This window comes from Stenotrophomonas panacihumi (assembly GCF_001431645.1).
GTDB classification, from domain to species: domain Bacteria; phylum Pseudomonadota; class Gammaproteobacteria; order Xanthomonadales; family Xanthomonadaceae; genus Stenotrophomonas_A; species Stenotrophomonas_A panacihumi.
The window spans coordinates 127,749-147,283 of record NZ_LLXU01000058.1; the positions used below are offsets into that span (position 1 = coordinate 127,749).

Sequence of the window (19,535 nt, forward strand, 5' to 3'; positions counted from 1 at the left end):
CGAAGCAGGTTGCGCAGAATGGGGGGAGGTTAATGTCGCAAGCCGAGTTCGAGATAAGCCTGTCGCAGCCGGGAACGCGGGTCCGCTCGTGCCACGACGCAGGCCTGATCGGCGAATCCACCGGCCGCACCCGTGACGATGGCGACGGCTTGATGGTGCAGGTCCGCTTCCCGGGCCAGCAGCCGCGCTTCGAGATGGCCGAGGACCTGGAGCCGGCCGACACCGAGCTCGACGACCGCGAACAGGTGCTGGCCGGCAAGTTCGCCAGTGCCGCACACCTGCGCAAGCGCTTGACCTCGGTCCAGCTGGCCGGCCAGCTGTCGGAAATGATCTACAGCCTGGATACCACCGACACCCAGTTCATGCCGCACCAGTTCAAGCCGCTGCTTGCGCTGCTGGACTCGCCGTCCAAGGGCGTGCTGATCGCCGATGAAGTGGGCCTGGGCAAGACCATCGAGGCCGGGCTGATCTGGACCGAGCTGCGCTTCCGCACCCACGCCACCCGTCTGTTGGTGGTTTGCCCGGCCGTGCTGTGCGACAAGTGGAAGCAGGAGCTGTATCGCCGCTTCGGCACCACCGCCCAGGTAATGAATGCCCGTGAGCTGTTGCAACACCTTCAGCAGGGTGAGGCCGCGCCCAAGGTGCCGGCCATCATCTGCAGCCTGCAGGGCATCCGGCCGCCGACCGACGCCACCGATGACGATGCGAACACCAAGTCGGCGGTCGTGCGGCTGGCGCGCCACCTCAATGACGCCCAGGGCCAGACCCTGTTCGACCTGGTGGTGATCGACGAGGCGCACTACCTGCGCAACCACCAGACCTCTTCAGCGTTTCTCGGCCAGCTACTGCGCCCGGTGGCGGAGTACTTCGTCCTGCTCTCGGCGACGCCGGTCAACAACCGCAGCACCGACCTGTTCAACCTGGTCTCGCTGGTGGACCCGGACCAGTTCCGCTTCGAGGGGGAGTTCGAGAACGTGCTCGGCGCCAACCGGCCGCTGGTGCGCTTGGCCAACCAGCTCAAGCGGCCGGAGGCCAGCATCGGCATGGTGCGCGAAGCACTGGACGAGGCCGAACTGCATTGGTTGTTCCGCAACAGCGAAAGCCTGAAGCTGCTCAAGGAGAGCTTGGGCGAACGTGACGATGCCGAGGTGCTGGCGCCGGAAGAGCGCGTGGCGATGAACCACCGGCTGGAGCGCGTCAACCTGCTGGGGCAGGTGATCGTCCGCTCGCGCAAGCGCGAGGTGCTTGAGAACCGGGTGGAACGCTTGGTGCGAAATTTCCCGGTGCCGATGACCACCCTCGAGCAGGACTTCTACCAGCGGGTGACCGAAGCGGTGATTTCCTACGGTCTGCACCATGGTGGGGTTCAGGGCTTCCTGCTGGCCACGCCGCAGCGGCAGATGTCCAGCTGCATGTTCGCGGCGGCATCGCGCTGGCTGGGGCGTGCCGGCGAATGGAGCGGGGAAGAGGCCGAGGCTTTCGCTTACGACGCCTTCGGCGAAGACATCGCGCCCAGTGACCTGACCTCGGTGTCCGGGCATGTCGCCCGTGCGCTGGTGGGCCATGTCGACCTGAAGGCGTTGCGCGCCCAGGATTCCAAATACGAACAGCTCGAAGCGCTGCTGAGGGAGTACGCCCGCGACTATCCACGCGAGAAGGTCATCGTCTTCAGCTACTTCCGGGACACGCTCGGTTACCTGAAGGAGCGGTTGGAGGCGGTGGGCATTCCGGCGCTGGTGGTGATGGGGGGCGACGACAAGCAGGCCCGCATCGACGAGTTCCGCCAGTCCGATTGCTACAAGGTATTGCTGGCATCGGAAGTCGCGGCAGAAGGCGTGGACCTGCAGTTCATGCGCTTCCTGGTCAATTACGACCTGCCCTGGAACCCGATGCGGGTGGAGCAGCGCATCGGCCGCATCGATCGCATCGGCCAGCAGGCGCAGGCCATCTCGATCGCCAATCTGGTGTATCAGGACACGATCGACGATCGAATCCTGACCCGCTTGTTCGAGAAGCTGAAGCTGTTTGAGGATGCGCTGGGCTGCACGGAAGACGTGCTACAGGATGGCATCAGCCTGCTGACGCGTGACCTGCTCAGCGGCCATCTGACCCCGGAGCAGCAGGAGCGGCGCATCGATCAGGCACGCGCGGTGATGGAGCAGAACCGGCGCAACATGGCCGAGATCCAAGAGCACGAGGCCGACTTCGTCGGCCTGGGCGAGTTCGTGCGCAACAAGGTCTCGCACGCGCACGACACCCAGCGACGCATCATCGACCAGGACTTGCAGTTGCATATCCGCGAGTATCTCGAGGAGAACGCACCCGGCTACGCGATGCGGATGGACCCCGGAGGCGCCACGGGCAGTATCCGCCTGGGCGCAGACGCAACCGCCAAGCTGATCCGCTTCCGGGAAGGCCGCCAGCTGCCACGCTCGAAGCTGGAAAGCGGCGGCGATTGCGAGGTGGTGATCCGCAACCACGTCAATCGCGGCGAGCATCCGGCCAAGTATGAGCTGATCAACCAGTACCACCCGCTGGTGCGCATGATCGCCGACCATGAGAGTCGCAGCCAGCATCGCGACCTGGTGGTGGCCGCCGAGGTGGAACTGGCGCAACTCGGGCTGGACATCTCACCGGGTGACTACGCCTTTGCGGCAGAAATCTGGCAGTTCGAAGGTGCGCGACGCGAGGAAACCATTCGCGCATGCTTCCTTCCTGTTCGCGGAGGCGAGCCGATCGGCGGGGAAAGCGGCTTCGACCTGGTCAACGCATTGCGCACACAAACCCGGGACTGGGTGGACATCGGACCGTGCCTGCCAGACAAGGAGGCTTCTGCCGAGTTGCTGGAGAGCACGAAGGCGGCATTGCTGCGCCAGTTCCGTGAAGCGAGGCGAGCCTTCCAGGCCGAGAACGCCGACCGCATCCGCATCCAGCGCGAAAGCCTGGCGCGCAACCTGGAGCGCCGTATCGGCAAGCTCGAACTGGCGATGCAGCGGGTGGCCGAATCGCATCGCGCCAACTACCGGAGGATGGCTGAGGGGCAGATCCGAGACTTGCGCCAGAAGCATGATGTGGCGGTTGCCGGCCTGGATCAGCGAGAGCAACCCAGTGTGACGCGCAGTGGATTGATTTCGGGATTCGTCAGGATCAGGGGCTGACCGGATGGACAGGGGGAAGGGGAAATCGACGCCGACGCTGGGGGATGCCGCATCGGACTTCATGGCGCAGTGGAAGGCATCCAGGCCTGAACCATCACCAGCGGTAGTCGACTCCGTGAGCGGCACTAATGGAAGCCACGGCAAGAGACGTGGTGAGCAGATGATTCGCAGCTGGAAGCGCGGCGGCAGTGAGGTGAAAGTTACAAAGGGCACCTCGATCGGCTACGAGAAGCGCAAGGAAAAATCCGCCGTGTCTCCACCCCGGCAACGGGCGGAGGTGCCTGCCCCCGTCCCTCGAGTTGCTGGTCCGGTGCCGCCCCCCGTTCCACAGGCTGTTGACCCAGCACCCGTTGCGAAGCGCTTGCACCAACGATTGCGCGAGGCCTCGGCCGACGTGCGTGATCTGCGGATTGCCGCCGGGATGTCCCGCCCTCGCGGCTCTGTGGTACTGCCGCCGGTGATCGAAAAAAAGGACGGCAAGCTCGCCATTCTTGGGCTCGATTTCGGAACCGCATTCACCAAGGCTGTAGTGCGTTGGGCTGGCCGTCACTTCGCCGTTGACTGGTCGGACGTTGTCGAGGGTGAAGATCACCATTTGCTGGCTTCGGTCTTCAGCGAAGTGCGGGGTGGAGGTTGCGTTCTGGGAGCGGCCAATGCACCTGGCTGGTCTGTCTGCGAAGGAATCAAGCTCAAGCTGCTGTCGTCCGGAGCTCGGGTCAGTGATGAAGATATGGCAGACGCTGTGATCTTCATTGCTTTGGCATTCCGTTACGTGAGTAGGTGGCTGCAACGGACAAGCCACGACGCACAGAAGGGAGTGAGATGGCGCCTGCATGTCGGTTTGCCGACAAAGTCGTGGGATAGCGATGTCACCACGGAGACGTTCAAGACGGTGGCGCAGGCCGCGAGAGTGCTGGCCTGCATGCCAGCGCCGGTGACGCGAGCCGTCGCACTTGAGGCCTTGCGGATGACGGACCAGGTCGACAGGCCCGCCGTTGACGTCTTCCCCGAGTTCGCATGCCAGTTGTACTCCTACCTGCTGTCGCCCGAGCGCAGGGATGACCTGCATGCGCTGGTCGATGTAGGAGCGGGCACGCTGGACGTCGCCTACTTCAACGTGTTCATGAAGGATGGCGAGGCACTGCTGCCCATCTTCGCCTCCGAGGTGGACAGGTTGGGGGCGCATTACCTCATCGCGGCCCTGTCCGGCGCGGAAAGCCGTCTCGTCTGGACGGACAGTGAGTCCTCTCTGTCAGACGCTGAGGTCGGACGAAAGCTCGATTGTCCGCCCAACGATGTGTGCAACCGGCGATCGCTCTACCTGAGTTCGGTGGCCGAAGTGTTCAATGTGGCCACCATCGCGGCAAAAGCAACGTATCCCACGTCCCCGGCATTCCAACGGTCAGAGAACGTGCGCCTGTTCCTGTGCGGCGGCGGAAGTCGCATCCCATCGCTGCAAAAGCGATTCGAACGTATCGCCAGGGAGGCCATGAGTGTTCTTGGCGTCAGGTTCCAGGTCTCGGAGCTGGTCAGGCCGCACGACATCGTTGGTCAGCTGCAGTCGGGGTTTGACCGACTCTCCGTCGCCTATGGCCTGAGCCAGAACGCAGCGAATATCGGCAGCGTGATGCGCAGTGCAACGCTGGATCCGGTGTTGCCAAGGGAGCGCGTCGACGAAAGGCATAGGGATGATGACCGGTGAGGTGAACCATGGATCTGCGTAACTTGATGGCACGGAAATGACCATTCTCGTCTACGGCGAGAAGGCCGGCCGAAGCCACGAAAACCTGATGCTTCAGGCCTTCCTGGAGCGTCTGGAAGACCGCTGGGCAACAAGCGACGACTGGATCATGGTGATCGCCAACGCCATGTGGAACGGTGCAGAGATCGACCTGGTATGTCTCTTGCCATCGGCTATTCTGGTGGCCGACTTCAAGAGCCACGGTGGCAAGCTCACCGGCACCGAGAACGGTCCGTGGCAGGCAGACGGCGTGCTGGTCAAGGGCGGCCGGAAGGCCAATCCATACCAACAGCTTCGTGACAACAAGTTCTCGATCCTGAACTGGCTGGAGTCCAAGACGCTTCTCGCGGGGCGCAATCTGGGGCATATCGCTGCTGGGGTCGTGTTCTCGGGCGGTATTGATGACCGGTTGGAGCTCCCGGCCAAGGTTCGGTCATGGCTCTATCCGACCGATCTCGATACCTGCGCGGCCCTGTTGGACGGCCTTGCTTCGCCAGAGCTCAGTATTGACAGAAAGGAGGCGTTGGAGATTGTCCAACGACTGGGCGCGCAGCCGATCGAGTGGACGTCTACCCGCCCGAGAGTGCGCGCCATTGAACCGCGCCCCATACAACCGCATGGGCGCACCCCACTGACAGAGCACCAGAAGGAGGCATTACAAACCCTGCGTGGCGTCATCGGGTCTGATGAGAAGGTGACCTGCTCCGTACTCGGAATGACGTCCACAGGAAAAAGTCGCTTGCTGATGGAGGCTTGCGAGGAGATCACGAAAACGGGAAAGAAAGCCATTGTCCTGGAGCCAAATCGTCGCCTGGCAGAAGGAGCGAGGTGGGCTGGATATGAGGTCAGCAGCATCTACGCCCATATGTATATCGGGAGTGCGGTTGAGGAAGAAGAGCTGGATACAAGCAGTGAGCAGAAGAAGCTCAAGGTCATTCCACTACGCCAGTGCGAAGACAATGACGACTGCATCTATCTGTTGGATGATGCGCACCTGCTTGGCAATTCGCGATTCACTACGCCAGATGGAAAGCAGTACGGAAGCGGACAGCTGCTGGCAGACTTCTTCGACTTTGCCGGGCTGGGCAAGACCAGGCGCAAAGCGCTGTTCTTCGGGGATCCCTACCAGATCCAGCGTGCCGGTGAAGAGGAGTCGGTGCTTACCGGTGGCTTCCAGAAGTCACGTGGACTGATGCATCAGACGCTGGAGCTAACCCAGATTATCGATACGACCGGTGGCTCTGCGGCACTCGACAACGCAGAGCGACTTGTGGCTGCCATTCGCACACAGAAGTTTTCATCGCTGGAACTTGCCTCCGATGAGAGGTTCAGGATCACCGACAAGGATGGTGCAAGGCAGGCAGCAGCCGAGATTCTTGACCGCTACCGCGAAGATCCGCATTCGGTGTGGTGTCTGGCCGAGACGCACGCCAAAGCCAATGCGTTGACGCGTTGGCTGCGAGAGCGCCTGCGGGGCAAGAAGGTGCTGGGTAGCGTTGAGGAAGGTGACTTGCTGGAAGTCTATGTCAGCCCGGATGTGCAGGATTCGGTTGGTTCGACCTTCTCGGTGCAGTCGGGCGGGCGATTGGCAGTGGCGAGCGTTGGTGGCCGAACCGAGTACACGCAAGGTCTGAAATGGGCAAAGAACAACCCGGTCAGGTTTCATTCCGTTTATTTCGACTTCGGCGCCAAGGCGGAGTATCAACTTGGAATCTTTGAGGAATTTCTGACGGCGGAGAAGCCGGAGTTGGATAAGGAAACCGCCGTCGCCGAGAGCGTATGGCGGAATTCGATCAAGAAAGAGAGAGAGAAGGTCTTGAAAGGGAAGCAGGACGCGCTTCCTGGCTTTGAGCAGGCGATGGTGCCGCCACCTGCGCCAGATTTTGCCTACGTGCGTTATGGATACGCAACGACGGTCCATCATGCCCAAGGTATGTCGCAGCCGGTCTGCTATGTGAACTGCGAACATTCGGCCGGTCTGCATTCGGAGGGGTTCTTCCGTTGGCTCTACTCGGCACTCACAGTGGCCGAGCGCCAACTGGTGCTGCTGAACTTTGCCGACATCCATCCGTTCGATTCAGCGACTTGGAATGCCGGGGGCTGTAGCGTGTCCAGCGACATCTCGGTCGGCGCGGGATGGTCGTTCACGCCCAACGGCATCGTCTCGGAGAAGGATCAGCAACGCAGCTTGCCGCCCGGGCTCGATCAATCCGGGGATGTGCTCAAGTCTGTCGCCATATGGCTTCGCATCGCCAGCTCAGTTGAACCCCTTGGGTGGAAAGTGGCGAAGGCCGCGTGCCACAACTACCAGGAGCAGTACGAGTTGGCCGGGCCGAACGGTGAGCAGTGTCAGCTTCGCATTCCCTACAACGGGAAGAACGTTGTGACTGCTATTCACGTCAAGGATGCCGCGTTCTGGCCACTGGTTGTCGACGTGGCATCAGCGTGTATTGAGGTGAATGGCTACTCGCCGGAGGCAGAGTCCTTGCTTCGTTCTGCTCGTTCGCGACTTGGGGGCTGTGGCTGGAGGATTGTTTCGGCGACCGAGTCTGCTTATCGACTGCTCATCACGGTCGTGCGCTGTCATGACGAACGGGCCTCCATCGAGGCCAACTTCGACAAGCAGGGATTGGTTTCCAGCTTGCGCCTGCTTCATGCCAGTGACTTGGGCCTGTTGGACCAGATCAAGGAAGCATTGTTGTGAATTGGCAGGATGTCCAGAAGCTTCGCAAGGGCGGGCAACTGAAAGAGGCCCGCGAGGTAGCTTTGAGCATTCTTGCCGTCCATCCCGATGACTTCAAGGTCCGCTCACAGCTGGAATGGGTAACCTTTGCCGAGATCAAACAGACAGTAGGCCGGATAGAAGCTGCGTTGAAAGCTGGCCAGCGTGCCAATTCTGAGGATATGAACCTCGTGTGGATTCGCTGGGTGGAGTACCAGCAGTCCGAACCCCGGGTGCCAGAAATGGCCTGTTCGATGATCGTCGGGCAGATCACCAAGATCGGTCATTTGCTGCCGAAGTACGCGGACACAATCTACTGGCTGAGGCCGGATGGACTTCGCGACGAAGACTGGCAGCCAAATGTGTTCGAGGGAAAGACGTACCCTTCTTTAGCCGCAAAAATTGCCCTCGCGTTGTGCAAATGGATCAAGGCCAATCCTGACACGTCGACTGACGAAGATGTGAGCATGGCCTTGGAGTGGATTGAGGGAGCGAAGGAGCGCGCGCCGGGAGATTATGAGCTCTGGTTGAACTGGAACGCGGCTATCCTGTTTCGCCAGCGAGGCGAATTTCAGCGAGCCACTGAGCTCTTGACCAGCGTCATCAAGGCTAAGCGGAATGAGTTCTGGGTTTGGGCTGAGGCAGGAAGGTTGTACCGGTCCGAGCAGCCTGAACTTGCCCTGTCGTGCTTTTGCCGTGCGCTTGAATGCCCTGCTGAATCCAAGTTCCTGGTAAGGGCACATCGCGAACTGGCCGAGTTGCTGGCTGAGCAAGAGGAGTACGCCCAAGCCAGTCGCGAGGTCGCCATCACCATTGATGTCCGCCATTCTGAAGGCTGGCCGGTCGGACGGGAGATGGAAGCGCTGATCGCCAAGCCTTGGTACGACCCATCTGCTGAAGGAGCCGAGAATCCGAAAGAATTCTATGGTCGCCACTCGCCTGCAGCACTGGCACTCTGCTTCGACGTGGTGGAAACGAAGGCTGCGAACTACCTCGGTCTTCTAGTCCCACATACCCCCAAGGACCCGCGTCCTGGCTGGAAGCCGAGGCCGCTGCCGAGATTCGCCGTCCAGGACGATAAAGGCCGCACCTGGAGTCTGGTCGGCCCAGGCATGAAGAAGCTGAAGTTTGAGGTTGGTGCGCCGTTGACGGTCGTCATCGGTCGCCAGGATGGCGAAGACAGGCAAACCATCGTCCATGTTTCCAGCAGAACCGAAGGGGCGCGTTGGGATTGTCTCGAGCAGGGCGCTGGCTTCGTCGTGCGTGAAGCCACCGCCTCCGAACGCTTGAAGGTCTATGTTGTTGGAGGCGGCGAAGTGCTTGGCGTTGACGGGCCAGCGGACAATACCCTGTCCGTTGGCGATGGTGTTCGACTGGGGCTGGTTCGTAACCCCAAGAATGACCGACTTGACGCACTGCAGGCCGAGCGTGGAGAAGTGTCAGACAAGGTGGTGAAGCGTGTAACGGGCCAGCTTCTCCGCAACCCGAAGGGGTTCGCTTTCGTGGACGGTGTCTACGTTTCGCATCGGTTAGTCGAAGCAATCGATAACGCCGTCGAGGACGTAGTTGCCGTGGCTGTCTATGAGAAGCATCCCAAGGAAGACAAGTTCGCGTGGCGCGTGATTGCGATGAGAGCGGCGGCATGAACAACCCCAGCCGGGTGGAGTCGTCTTTCAGCCACTCTCCAGAGACTGACCTTTACGCCCGGCGATGATCGAGTAGGGCTTGCAGGTGCAGGCCTCGACCTGTGCCTTCAGGGGCGATACGCGACAGCGGCAATCTCTTGCCTTTTCCTGAAATAGGCCTTATAACGCATTAAATATCAATTTATTAGCCCGTTAAAGCGCATGGCAAGGACCAATCTCCTGCGCACTACGCCCCCGCTGGAGGTGGAGGCCGCGCTGCAGCGCCTCGGTGCGAACCTGAAATCGGCGCGTCTGCGGCGCAATCTCACCGTGGCCCAGGTGGCCGAGAAGATCGGCACCGGGCCGCGCGCGGTGGCCGATGCCGAGAAAGGCAAACCCGCCACCGCCATCGCCACCTACTTCGCGCTGCTGTGGGCCTATGACCTGCTGCAACAGGTCGATCCGCTGGCGGCACCGGGTACGGACGAGGTTGGCCATGCGCTGGCCGACCGCCGCGAGCGCGCCCGGCCACGCCGCAAGCTCGACAACGATTTCTGAGGACGAGGCAGGCCGGCCATGAGCGAATGCTTCGTCTACATCACCTTGCCCGGACAGGAGGAGGCGGTCACCGCGGGCCGGTTCGAGCTGGATGCCGGCCGCGACGGCGTGCCGGTCGGGCGCTTCGTTTATGGCCGCCGCTACCTGCAGCGCGACGATGCGGTGGAGTTCGACCCGGTCGAACTGCGCCTGGGCGAACGCGAGTACCGGACCACGCATCACAAGGGCGTGTTCGGCGTGCTGCGCGACGCCGGGCCGGACTACTGGGGACGGCTGGTGATCGAGCGCCACGCCGGCAGGCCGCCGGCGGACGAGCTGGGGTACCTGTTGGAGTCAGCCGATGATCGTGCCGGCGCGCTGGGCTTCGGCCTGGGGGTGCAGCCGCCCGCGCCGCGCCGCGAGTACAACCAGACCTTGGCACTGGCGCGGTTGCAGCAGATTGCCGAGGCCCTGCTCGACGAGGCGGCGCGCACGGATGTCACGGCGGTGCAGGTCGCCGAGTTGATGCGTGCCGGCACCTCGATGGGCGGTGCGCGCCCGAAAGTGGTGGTCGAGGACAATGGAGAGCTGTGGCTGGCCAAGTTCAACCTCAAGGACGATCGCTGGAACATGGCGCGGGTCGAACACGCCATGCTGCGGCTGGCGGCCCGGTGCGGGCTCGACGTGGCGCAGAGCAAGGTCGTGTCGGTCGGCGGGCGCGACGTGCTGCTGGTGCGTCGTTTCGATCGCGACAAGACCGAGCGGGGATACTTTCGCCACCGCATGGTCAGCGGCTTGAGCTTGCTGCGCGCGGACGAGGGCTATCAGGATCGACCGCGCTGGTCCTATTTGCTGCTGGCCGAGGAGGTGCGGCGCGCCTGCCTTGAGGCCGAGAAGGACGTGCAGGAGTTGTTCCGGCGGATGTGCTTCAACGCCCTGATCTCCAACAACGACGATCACCCGCGCAACCACGCCTTGCTGGCGCGAGATCGCCACTGGCAGCTGGCGCCGGCCTATGACCTCACGCCCAATCCGCAGGTCAGCATCGAGCGTCGCGACCTGGCGCTGACCGTCGGCGACTTTGGTCGCGCGGCCACCGCGCAGAACCTGCTCTCGCAAGCCACCCGCTTCGGGCTGCGCCCTGGCGATGCGGCGGCGCTGGTCGAAGCGATGCGTGAGACGGTGCAGGCGCAATGGTTCGCCACCACGCGTGCCGCCGGGGTCAGTGAAGCCGATTGCGACCGGATCGCCGGGGCGTTCGTGTACCCGGGCTTCCAGACAACGATGGAGCGCGAATGACATGCAGCCGTTGATTGTCGCCGAGCAAGTGCGCCAGGGGGTCGAGGATTTCCTGGCGACGACGTTCCCGGCGACCACGCCCGGGTTCGAAACCGTGATGGCGGACTTCCTCGCCACGCCCGGCAAGCTGGCACAGGGACCGTACGTCAGCATCGGTCTGCCGTTCCGCAAATACGCGGGCAAACCGGTATTCGACTGGCTGGAGAGGGGCTTTGTCCCGCACGCGCACCAGGCACGCGCCTTCGAACGCCTGGTGGGCGATGCACCGAAGTCCACGCTGATCGCGACCGGCACCGGCTCGGGCAAGACCGAGTGCTTTCTCTACCCGGTACTGGAGCACTGCCGGCAGCAGCGGGCCGCAGGCAAGCGTGGCATCAAGGCGATCCTGATCTACCCGATGAACGCGCTCGCCACCGACCAGGCCAGTCGACTGGCCAAGGAGATTCTGGCGCGCGAGGCTTTTGCCGGCATCACCGCGGGACTCTACGTAGGCGATGAGCCCGGCGAGAAGAGCACCACGGTGCGTCAGCTCGACGATGGCCGTTTTACGGTGATCACCGAGCGCGACCGCCTGCGGGAAGAACCGCCAGACATCCTGTTGACCAACTACAAGATGCTCGACTTCCTGCTGATCCGTGCCCGCGACTCGGTGCTGTGGCGGCACAACGCACCGGACACGTTGCGCTTCCTGGTGGTGGACGAGCTGCATACCTTCGACGGTGCGCAGGGCACCGATCTGGCCTGTCTGATCCGCCGGCTCAAGGCGCGCCTGCGCACGCCGCCAGGGGCGTTGGCCTGCGTGGGCACCTCGGCCACGCTGGGCACCGATGGGCAGGAACGCCTGCTCGCTTTTGCCGGTGACGTGTTCGGCGAAGTCTTCGACGACCACGCTGTGATCGGCGAGGACCGCGAATCGGTCGCCGAGTATCTGGCCAACGACGCGGTCGAGTTCATGCGCATGCCCACGGCTGCCGACTACGTGAGGCTGACACCGGGCAAGCGTGATGCAAGCGATTACATCGCCGAGCAGTACGCACTCTGGTTCGATGTCGACGATAAAGTAGACGTGCAGGACGTCCAGTTCCAGGCCCGCCTGGGCGCGCAGCTGAAGCAGCACGTCGCCTTCCAGAACCTGTTGCGCGACCTGCATCGCCTGGGCGGCAGGGCCGTCGCGCTGGCGGATCTGGAGGACGCGATCGGCGGTCGTCTCCGTGATCGAAGCGATGCACCGGCCGATTATCCGAGGCGTTGGCTGCTGAGTCTATTGACGCTGGTGTCTCACGCGGCAGCGTCGGAAGACGACAGCGGCCGGCGCCGGCCGTTCCTGTCGGCACGCGTGGAGTTGTGGTTGCGCGAACTGCGCCGCATGGTCGCGAGTTTGTCCGGCCAGCCCCGGCTGGTGCACTCGGACGATCTGGCCGGCAGCGATACCGGCGTGTATCTGCCCTTGATCCACTGCCGGGATTGCCATGCCATGGGCTGGGGTGCCGTGGTCAGCTCCACCGACCGGAATCGTCTCAAGAGCGATCTGCAGGGCTTCTACACCGCATTCTTCGGACTGGATCTCGGGACGCGTTTCCTGTTTCCGGCCATGGGCGAGACGCCCATCGATCCGAAGCAACTCGAGCGCAAGCAGGCTTGCAGCGAATGCGGCACCCTCAATCCTCGCGACGCCCAGGACTGCAATCACTGTGGATCGAAGTCACTGTTGGCAATCGACCTGGCCGCCAACCAGCGCCAGGGCCGACGCAACGGCGCGCCCTTCACCAAGTCGCACCACGATTGTCCGTACTGCGATGGCGACCGCACCCTGACCATCGTCGGTGCGCAGGCGGCGAGCCTGGCCAGCGTGAGCGTGGGACAACTGTTCGGCAGCCCGTACAACGGCGACAAGAAGCTGATCGCATTCTCGGATTCCGTGCAGGACGCGGCGCATCGCGCCGGCTTCTTCGAGGCTCGAACCTGGCGCTTGAACCTGCGGCCGGCGATGGCACAGGTCATCCACGAGGCGGTGGCGAAAGGAGCACCGCTGAGCCTGGCCACGTTGCCCGGCGCGTTCGACAAGCAGTGGCAAAGCCGGCTGGGGGAAAAGGACTACATCAAGACCTTCCTGCCGCCGTCCATCGCTTGGCTGCGCGACTACGACAAGCTGCTGCACGAGGATGTGTTGCCTGAGGGGAACTACCTGCAGCAGCTGGTCCGGCGTGGCCTGACTTGGGCGATGCTGGGCGAGTTCGCCCAGGACGCCCATGTGGGGCGTACCTTGCCGCGTACCCGCACGGCGGCAGTCGTGGTCGATGCCGAGGCGCTTGCGGCTGCAGCGTCAGCCGCCGCGGCCACATGGCGCGAGAAAGTCGATGCGCTGCGGGCGGTGACCGATGCCGAAGCCAAGGTATTCCTGCAAGGGCTGTTGGCGCGCATGCGGCGCGTGGGCGCGGTGTGGGACGAGTTCCTGCAGGCCTATGCGCGCCACGGTTGCAATATCTTCGTCTATCGGGCCAACAATCCGGCCGAGTATGCGATGTTGAAGACGCCGCGTCGGCCACGCTTCCTGTCGCTGTTGCCCTACAACGATTGCGATCCAGTGACGGGCGAGGATACCGGCTTCTACCGCGACTGGGCGTTCAAGTCCCTCGAAGGCCTGGCTAGAGCGGCCCTGATCGAGGATTCGGTACTGGCCGATGTCTACCGCATCACGCTGCAGGCGTTGGCCGATGTCGGTGTTGCCGAGGCGCTGGAGTCGGAGCGCCAGGGCACGCTGGTGTGGGGGCTGCGGCCGCAGGCGTTGCATCTGCTGGATGCGGCGGCGGAATGGCGTTGCGATACCTGCCGCAACGCCGTCATGGATCACCTAGAGGCCGGCCTGGACGGCACGCCATGCCGCCGCCTGGCGTGCGGGGGCCAGTACCGACTGCACGCAGATGAGGTCCCAATGTTCTACCGCGAGCTGTATCTGTCTGCCGATGTGCAGCGGATCCGGGCGCGCGAGCACACGGGCCTGCTGGATCGCGCCATGCGCGAACAGGTCGAAGCCGACTTCAAGAACGGCAAGGTCAATGTGCTGTCGGCCACGCCGACGCTGGAAATGGGCATCGACATCGGCGACCTGTCGGCGGTGTTGATGTGCTCGGTCCCGCCAGCGCAAGCCAACTACCTGCAACGGGCCGGTCGCGCCGGCCGCAAGACCGGCAACGCATTCATGGGCACCGTGGCTGCGGGCCGCCCGCATGACCTGTACTTCTGGGCCAATCCACGCGAGATGCTGGCCGGACACGTCGACTCACCCGGCGTGTTCCTCAATGCCTCTGCCGTGCTGGAGCGGCAGTTGGCCGCGTTCTCGCTGGACAACTGGGTGCGGGAACGCGGCGAAGCGGCAAAGATTCCACCTCGGCTTGGCGATGTGCTCTCCGCGGTCCGCAACCAGACGCAGTCGAAATTTCCGCATCCCTGGCTGGACTACCTGCATCAGAACCAGGCCACGCTGATCGATGGCTTCATCGAACTGTTCAGGCAGGGGAGTACGCCCCTGACCATGGAAAGCGAAGACTACCTGCGGCGCTTCATCGAGGGTGGCTCCACCGATACCGGGTCCCTGCCTTGGAAGGTGCTCAACCGGGTGTTCGCGGTCATCCGCGACGTGGATGACCTGAAGCGTCGGCGCACCCGGGTCGAGGCGGAGATCGCCCGCATCGAAGGGCTGGATGCACGCGGAGCGTCGGATGACGAGGAGTTGCAGGAACTCAAGCTGGAGAAGGCCGCGTTGACCCGGCTGCTGGCGGGCATCGACTCGCGCGACACGCTGCAGTTCCTCACCGATGAAGGCCTGTTGCCCAACTACGCGTTCCCCGAACAGGGCGTTCTACTGCATTCGGTGATCATTCGCGATGACAAGAAGGTGGTCGCCTCGGCCGAACAGCGGGTGTTGACGTTCGAGTACGAACGCCCCGGGGCCAGTGCGATTACCGAGCTGGCACCCGAGAGCGTGTTCTATGCGGAAGGGCGCAAGGTCACCATCGAGCAGGTCGACGTCGCCCGCGACAAGCCGCAGAAGTGGCGCTTCTGCCGCAGTTGCTCGTACAGCGAACCGGAGACGAGCAGCGAGCCGCTGAGCGCCTGCCCCCGGTGCGCCGACCCCATGTGGAGCGATGCCGGGCGCGTGCAGACCATGTTGCGCCTGAGCAAGGTGTACGCCCGCACCTATGACAGCAACAGCCGGATTGGCGATGACGCCGATGATCGCGACCGCAAGTTCTACGTCCGCCAGGCCTTGCTGGACGTGCCTCCAGGTGCCGTGCGCCAGGCCTGGGCGGTGGAGGACGACAGCTTCCCTTTCGCGTTCGAGTTCCTGGAACGGGTGCAGTTCCGCGAAGTGAACTTCGGCCAGCAGACAGGCGACGGCGAGCCGATCCAGATTGCCGGCAACGACACCCGCAAGCCGGGATTCCGGATCTGTGCCGAATGCGGGACCTTGCAGCGCAATCGGCGCCGCGAGGATGCCTGGAAGAATCACGCGCTGTACTGCTCCAGGCGCAAGGAGGAAATGCTGGCCGTCCAGGAGTGCGTGTTCCTCTACCGCGAATTCGACAGCGAGGGCATCCGACTGTTCTTGCCTGAGTCGCGTTTTGGTGGCTCGGACGAAAGCGTCCATTCCTTCATCGCCGCGCTGCAGATGGGCTTGGAACAGCGATTCCGGGGCTCGGTCGACCACCTGCGCATTGCTCGCGATGTCCGCCTGGCCCAGGGGGAAGAGTCGCCTCGGCAGTATCTGGTGATCTACGACAGCGTCCCCGGTGGCACGGGCTATCTGAAGGAGCTGATGCGCGATCCGGCGCCGTTGTTCGAAGTACTGCGCTTGGCGCTTGTGGGTCTGCAAGGCTGCAGCTGTGTTGCTGATGAGAACCGTGATGGTTGCTATCGCTGCCTCTACGGCTATCACAACAGCTCGGAGCGCAAGCACGTCTCACGACGTACCGCGGCGGGCCTGCTCCAGGAGATCCTCGGGCACCAGGCCGAGTTGAAACCTGTCGCCACGATCGGTGATGTGGTGGCAAAGAACAGCCTGTTCGACAGCGAATTGGAGCGTCGCTTCATCGAAGCGCTCCGTCGCAAGCCTGCTGGCGGCGCGGCGCGGCTCGAGGTGCGTGACGAGGTCGTTCGCGGAAAGCCGGGCTACTTGCTGCAGGCTGGCGATCGCGTGTGGATGGTGGAACCGCAGGTCGAGCTGGGACCGGATCGAGGCGTTGTCATCCCGTGCAAGCCGGACTTCGTGCTGTGGCCGCAGAACATCGACGGCATCCTGCCCGTCGCGGTGTTCCTGGATGGCTGGCGATTCCACAAGGATCGGATGGGCGACGACATCGCCAAGCGGATGGCGGTGGCCAGGAGCGGCAAATTCAGCGTCTGGTCGCTGACCTCAGATGACATCACGGCTGCCCTTGAGCCAGGGGGGGCTGTGCCGGAGACGCTTTGGGCGCAGGCGTTGCCGCCCTCCGGCACCGGCCGGGATTCGGGGCCGACCTATACCTTGCTCGATGCCGATGCATTGAGATCGTTCCATGCGCTGACCGCCTTCGAACAATTGCATGCACGCATCGCAGGAAGCATGGCTGCCACGGATGACGCAATGGTCAGGCTTGCCGCGGTGCTGTCGCTGCGCCTTGGCGCCCAGCCACTGGCCGCCCCGACCTTCCAGCCGCTCCTCGATTCTCAGGCCGTGCTCGCGCTGCAGGCAGTGAAGGGTTTCGCGTGGCCGAAAGGTGCCGACCTCGGGCGATGCTGGATGTCGGAACCGGGGCAGATCGGTCTTGGCGTGCAGATGCGACGCAGCGAGTTGCCGCAGTTCGCGGCCAAGCCTGGATCACGTGAGCGACAGCCACTGGTCGTCCTCTGCTGGGCGGATGTGCCGACGCTTGACGATGGGCAACGTCGCCGTTTCTGGCAGCAGTGGTGGCATGCAGCCAACCTGCTGTTGCCGCTGGCCAACGCCTGGATGTCCGCGGACTCCGGTGCACTCCTTGGTTCCCTGGAAGCCGCGCCAGCCTATCGGAAGCTCGGCGACATGACTCCCGAATGGGAGGCGGCCATGGCGGACGCACTGCCCGAGGCCCAAGGGGTGTTGCAGGCCGCCATGGAGGCTGCCGCTGACTGTCCGAACGTGGGTTATGAACTCCTGGACGACGCGGACAGGGTGGTTGCACAGGCAGAGCTTGCCTGGCCCGATCTCAAGGTGGCGCTGTTGATCGACGATGTTGGCCGGGATGTATTCGAAGCCGCTGGATGGCGGGTGAGGGTGTTGGACCAGGGAATGGGTGCTGGCGATCTTGCCGGCTTGCTGAAGCAGTGATGAGCAGGGAACGACGATGCAGAAGACGGTCAAAGTAGCGCTCTCCGACGATTTCCTGCGGGCGTTCGCGGCAATCCCGCGCGATCGCCAGCAGTCGGTTGTGAAGTTCATGGCGACATTCCGGCAGAACCCGATGTCGCTCGGAATCAACTACGAGAAGATCAACGATGCGACCGACCCGCGCATGCGCTCGGTCCGGATCGGCATCGATTACCGAGGCATCGTGCTCAAGCCTGAACAGGGCGATGTCTATTGCCTGCTGTGGGTCGACAAGCACGACGATGCCTACGACTGGGCGCGTCGGCACAAAGTCGCGATCCACCCCGAGGTCGGCACGATCCAGGTGCTGGAATCCAGCCGTGGCGAGGTCGTTGCGCCCGAGGGAACTCGGGCGGCACCGGAAGGCCTCTTCGCGAGCCTGAAGGATCGTGAGCTGCTTCGTCTTGGCGTGCCGCAGGAGCTGGTGCAGCGTGTCCGCTCGATCGTCACGGTTGAGCAGCTCGAGGCCAGTCAGGCCGGCTTGCCCGATGATGCGTTCGAGGCGCTGTACCTGTTTGCTGCCGGCGAGTCGTATGAATCGCTGGTGCGCGAGCGAGAAGCACCGGCCCAGGTGGATATCGAGGATTTCGCTGGCGCGCTCGAGCGCGATGGCAGCAAGCGCCACTTCCTGGTGATCACCGACGACCTGGATCTCGAAGCCATCCTCGCAGAGCCACTGGCACGCTGGCGCGTCTTCCTGCATCCCTCGCAGCGCAAGCTGGTCGAACGCGACTGGAACGGTCCGGTCCGCGTGTTGGGTGGCGCGGGCACCGGCAAGACCGTTGCGGCCATGCACCGGGCGGCCTGGCTGGCGCGCAAGCTGGCAGACGTGCCCGGCAAGCCGGTGTTGTTCACCACCTTCACCCGGACCCTGGCGGACGACATCCGTTCGCAGGTCGCCTCCATCACCACGCCCGCGGAACGGGACAAGATCGAGGTGGCGAACATCGATCAGTGGGCACTGTCGGTGTTGCGCCGTGCGGGCTATCGACATGAGCTGTTGTTCGACGGCACAAAGCGCCGCGGACTGTGGACCCGCGCGTTGACTCGCAAGCCGGACGGCGAGCAATACCCGGACCCGTTCTATCAGGCGGAGTTCGAGCGGGTGGTCCTGCCGCAGGCTTGCGAGTCGGTAGACGACTACCTGCGGGCAAGCCGTGTGGGACGAGGCCGTCAGTTGAGCCGGTCCTCACGCCGCGAGCTGTGGCCGGTGTTCGCCGAGTACCGGGCACAACTCAGGAGCGCCAATCTCCGGGAGCCGGAAGAGGCCTATCGCGATGCGCTGGCGATCCTGAAACGCGAGGGCACCTCGCTGGGTATCCGTTCGATCGTCGTCGACGAGGCCCAGGACCTGAGCCCGCAGGCGTTGGCCCTGCTGCGCGCCGCGGTGCCGGAAGGGCCGAACGACCTGTTCATCGTCGGTGACGCGCACCAGCGGATCTACCGTCACAAAGTGGCGCTGTCACGGGTAGGGATCGACATCCGCGGGCGGGGACGCAAGCTTCGCGTGAACTACCGGACCACTGACGAGATCAGGAAGTGGGCAGTCGCCCAGCTGGCCAACTGCACGATCGATGACCTGGACGGGCAGCCCGACGCACTTGTCGGCTACCAGTCCCTGTCGCATGGCCCGACTCCTGAGTTGGTGAACAGCTCGTCACGCGCCGAGGAACGATCCGTGATCGAGGCGGCCATCGATCGATTGAAGACCGATGGTATCCCGATGCGTAGCGTCTGCCTGGTCACGCGAACCAACGCAGAGGCGAACGAGTACGCCCAGTGGTTGCATTCGACGGGACGGGAGACACTCAAGCTTGACCGAGGAACGCCTGATGACCAGGACAAGGCCGGCGTACGCGTCGCCACCATGCATCGTGTCAAAGGGCTCGAGTTCGACGCCGTGATCCTGGCCGGCTATCGCACGCCGGAACATTACGCCAAGGAGTACGGCGAAGAGGAGGACGCTGGGGTCATGCTGGACAACTTGACGAGCGAGCGTTGCTTGCTGCATGTCGCGGCCACGCGTGCCAAGAGGTACCTCATGGTGAGTCGAATCCAGCGTTGATCGCGC

General features: G+C 63.4%; 8 protein-coding genes. All 8 read left to right on the forward strand.

The annotated features are described in order from the left end of the window. The first annotated feature begins 32 nt into the window (after positions 1-32). Positions 33-3,158, forward strand: a complete 3,126-nt coding sequence (locus ARC20_RS05500; protein ID WP_057645519.1) for a DEAD/DEAH box helicase — start codon at positions 33-35, stop codon at positions 3,156-3,158. Positions 3,159-3,318: 160 nt separating this feature from the next. Further along, on the forward strand, positions 3,319-4,860 hold the full coding sequence (locus ARC20_RS18195; RefSeq protein ID WP_146165785.1) for a hypothetical protein: 1,542 nt from the start codon (positions 3,319-3,321) through the stop codon (positions 4,858-4,860). A 37-nt stretch (positions 4,861-4,897) separates the two neighbouring features. Further along, positions 4,898-7,603: an NERD domain-containing protein gene (locus ARC20_RS05510; protein WP_202595431.1), complete on the forward strand. Its 2,706-nt coding sequence runs from the start codon at positions 4,898-4,900 to the stop codon at positions 7,601-7,603. Continuing rightward, positions 7,600-9,267, forward strand: a complete 1,668-nt coding sequence (locus tag ARC20_RS05515; RefSeq protein ID WP_108143282.1) for a tetratricopeptide repeat protein — start codon at positions 7,600-7,602, stop codon at positions 9,265-9,267. Before ARC20_RS05510 ends, ARC20_RS05515 begins: the two co-directional genes overlap by 4 nt. A 201-nt stretch (positions 9,268-9,468) precedes the next feature. Then, positions 9,469-9,804: a helix-turn-helix transcriptional regulator gene (locus tag ARC20_RS05520; RefSeq protein ID WP_057645527.1), complete on the forward strand. Its 336-nt coding sequence runs from the start codon at positions 9,469-9,471 to the stop codon at positions 9,802-9,804. 18 nt (positions 9,805-9,822) lie between these two features. Continuing rightward, positions 9,823-11,082 (forward strand): type II toxin-antitoxin system HipA family toxin, encoded by a 1,260-nt coding sequence (locus ARC20_RS05525; protein ID WP_057645529.1) that lies wholly within the window; start codon positions 9,823-9,825, stop codon positions 11,080-11,082. A 1-nt stretch (position 11,083) separates the two neighbouring features. Next, positions 11,084-17,425: a DEAD/DEAH box helicase gene (locus tag ARC20_RS05530; protein WP_057645532.1), complete on the forward strand. Its 6,342-nt coding sequence runs from the start codon at positions 11,084-11,086 to the stop codon at positions 17,423-17,425. A 16-nt stretch (positions 17,426-17,441) separates the two neighbouring features. Then, positions 17,442-19,529, forward strand: a complete 2,088-nt coding sequence (locus ARC20_RS05535; RefSeq protein WP_057645535.1) for a UvrD-helicase domain-containing protein — start codon at positions 17,442-17,444, stop codon at positions 19,527-19,529. Positions 19,530-19,535 lie beyond the last annotated feature (6 nt).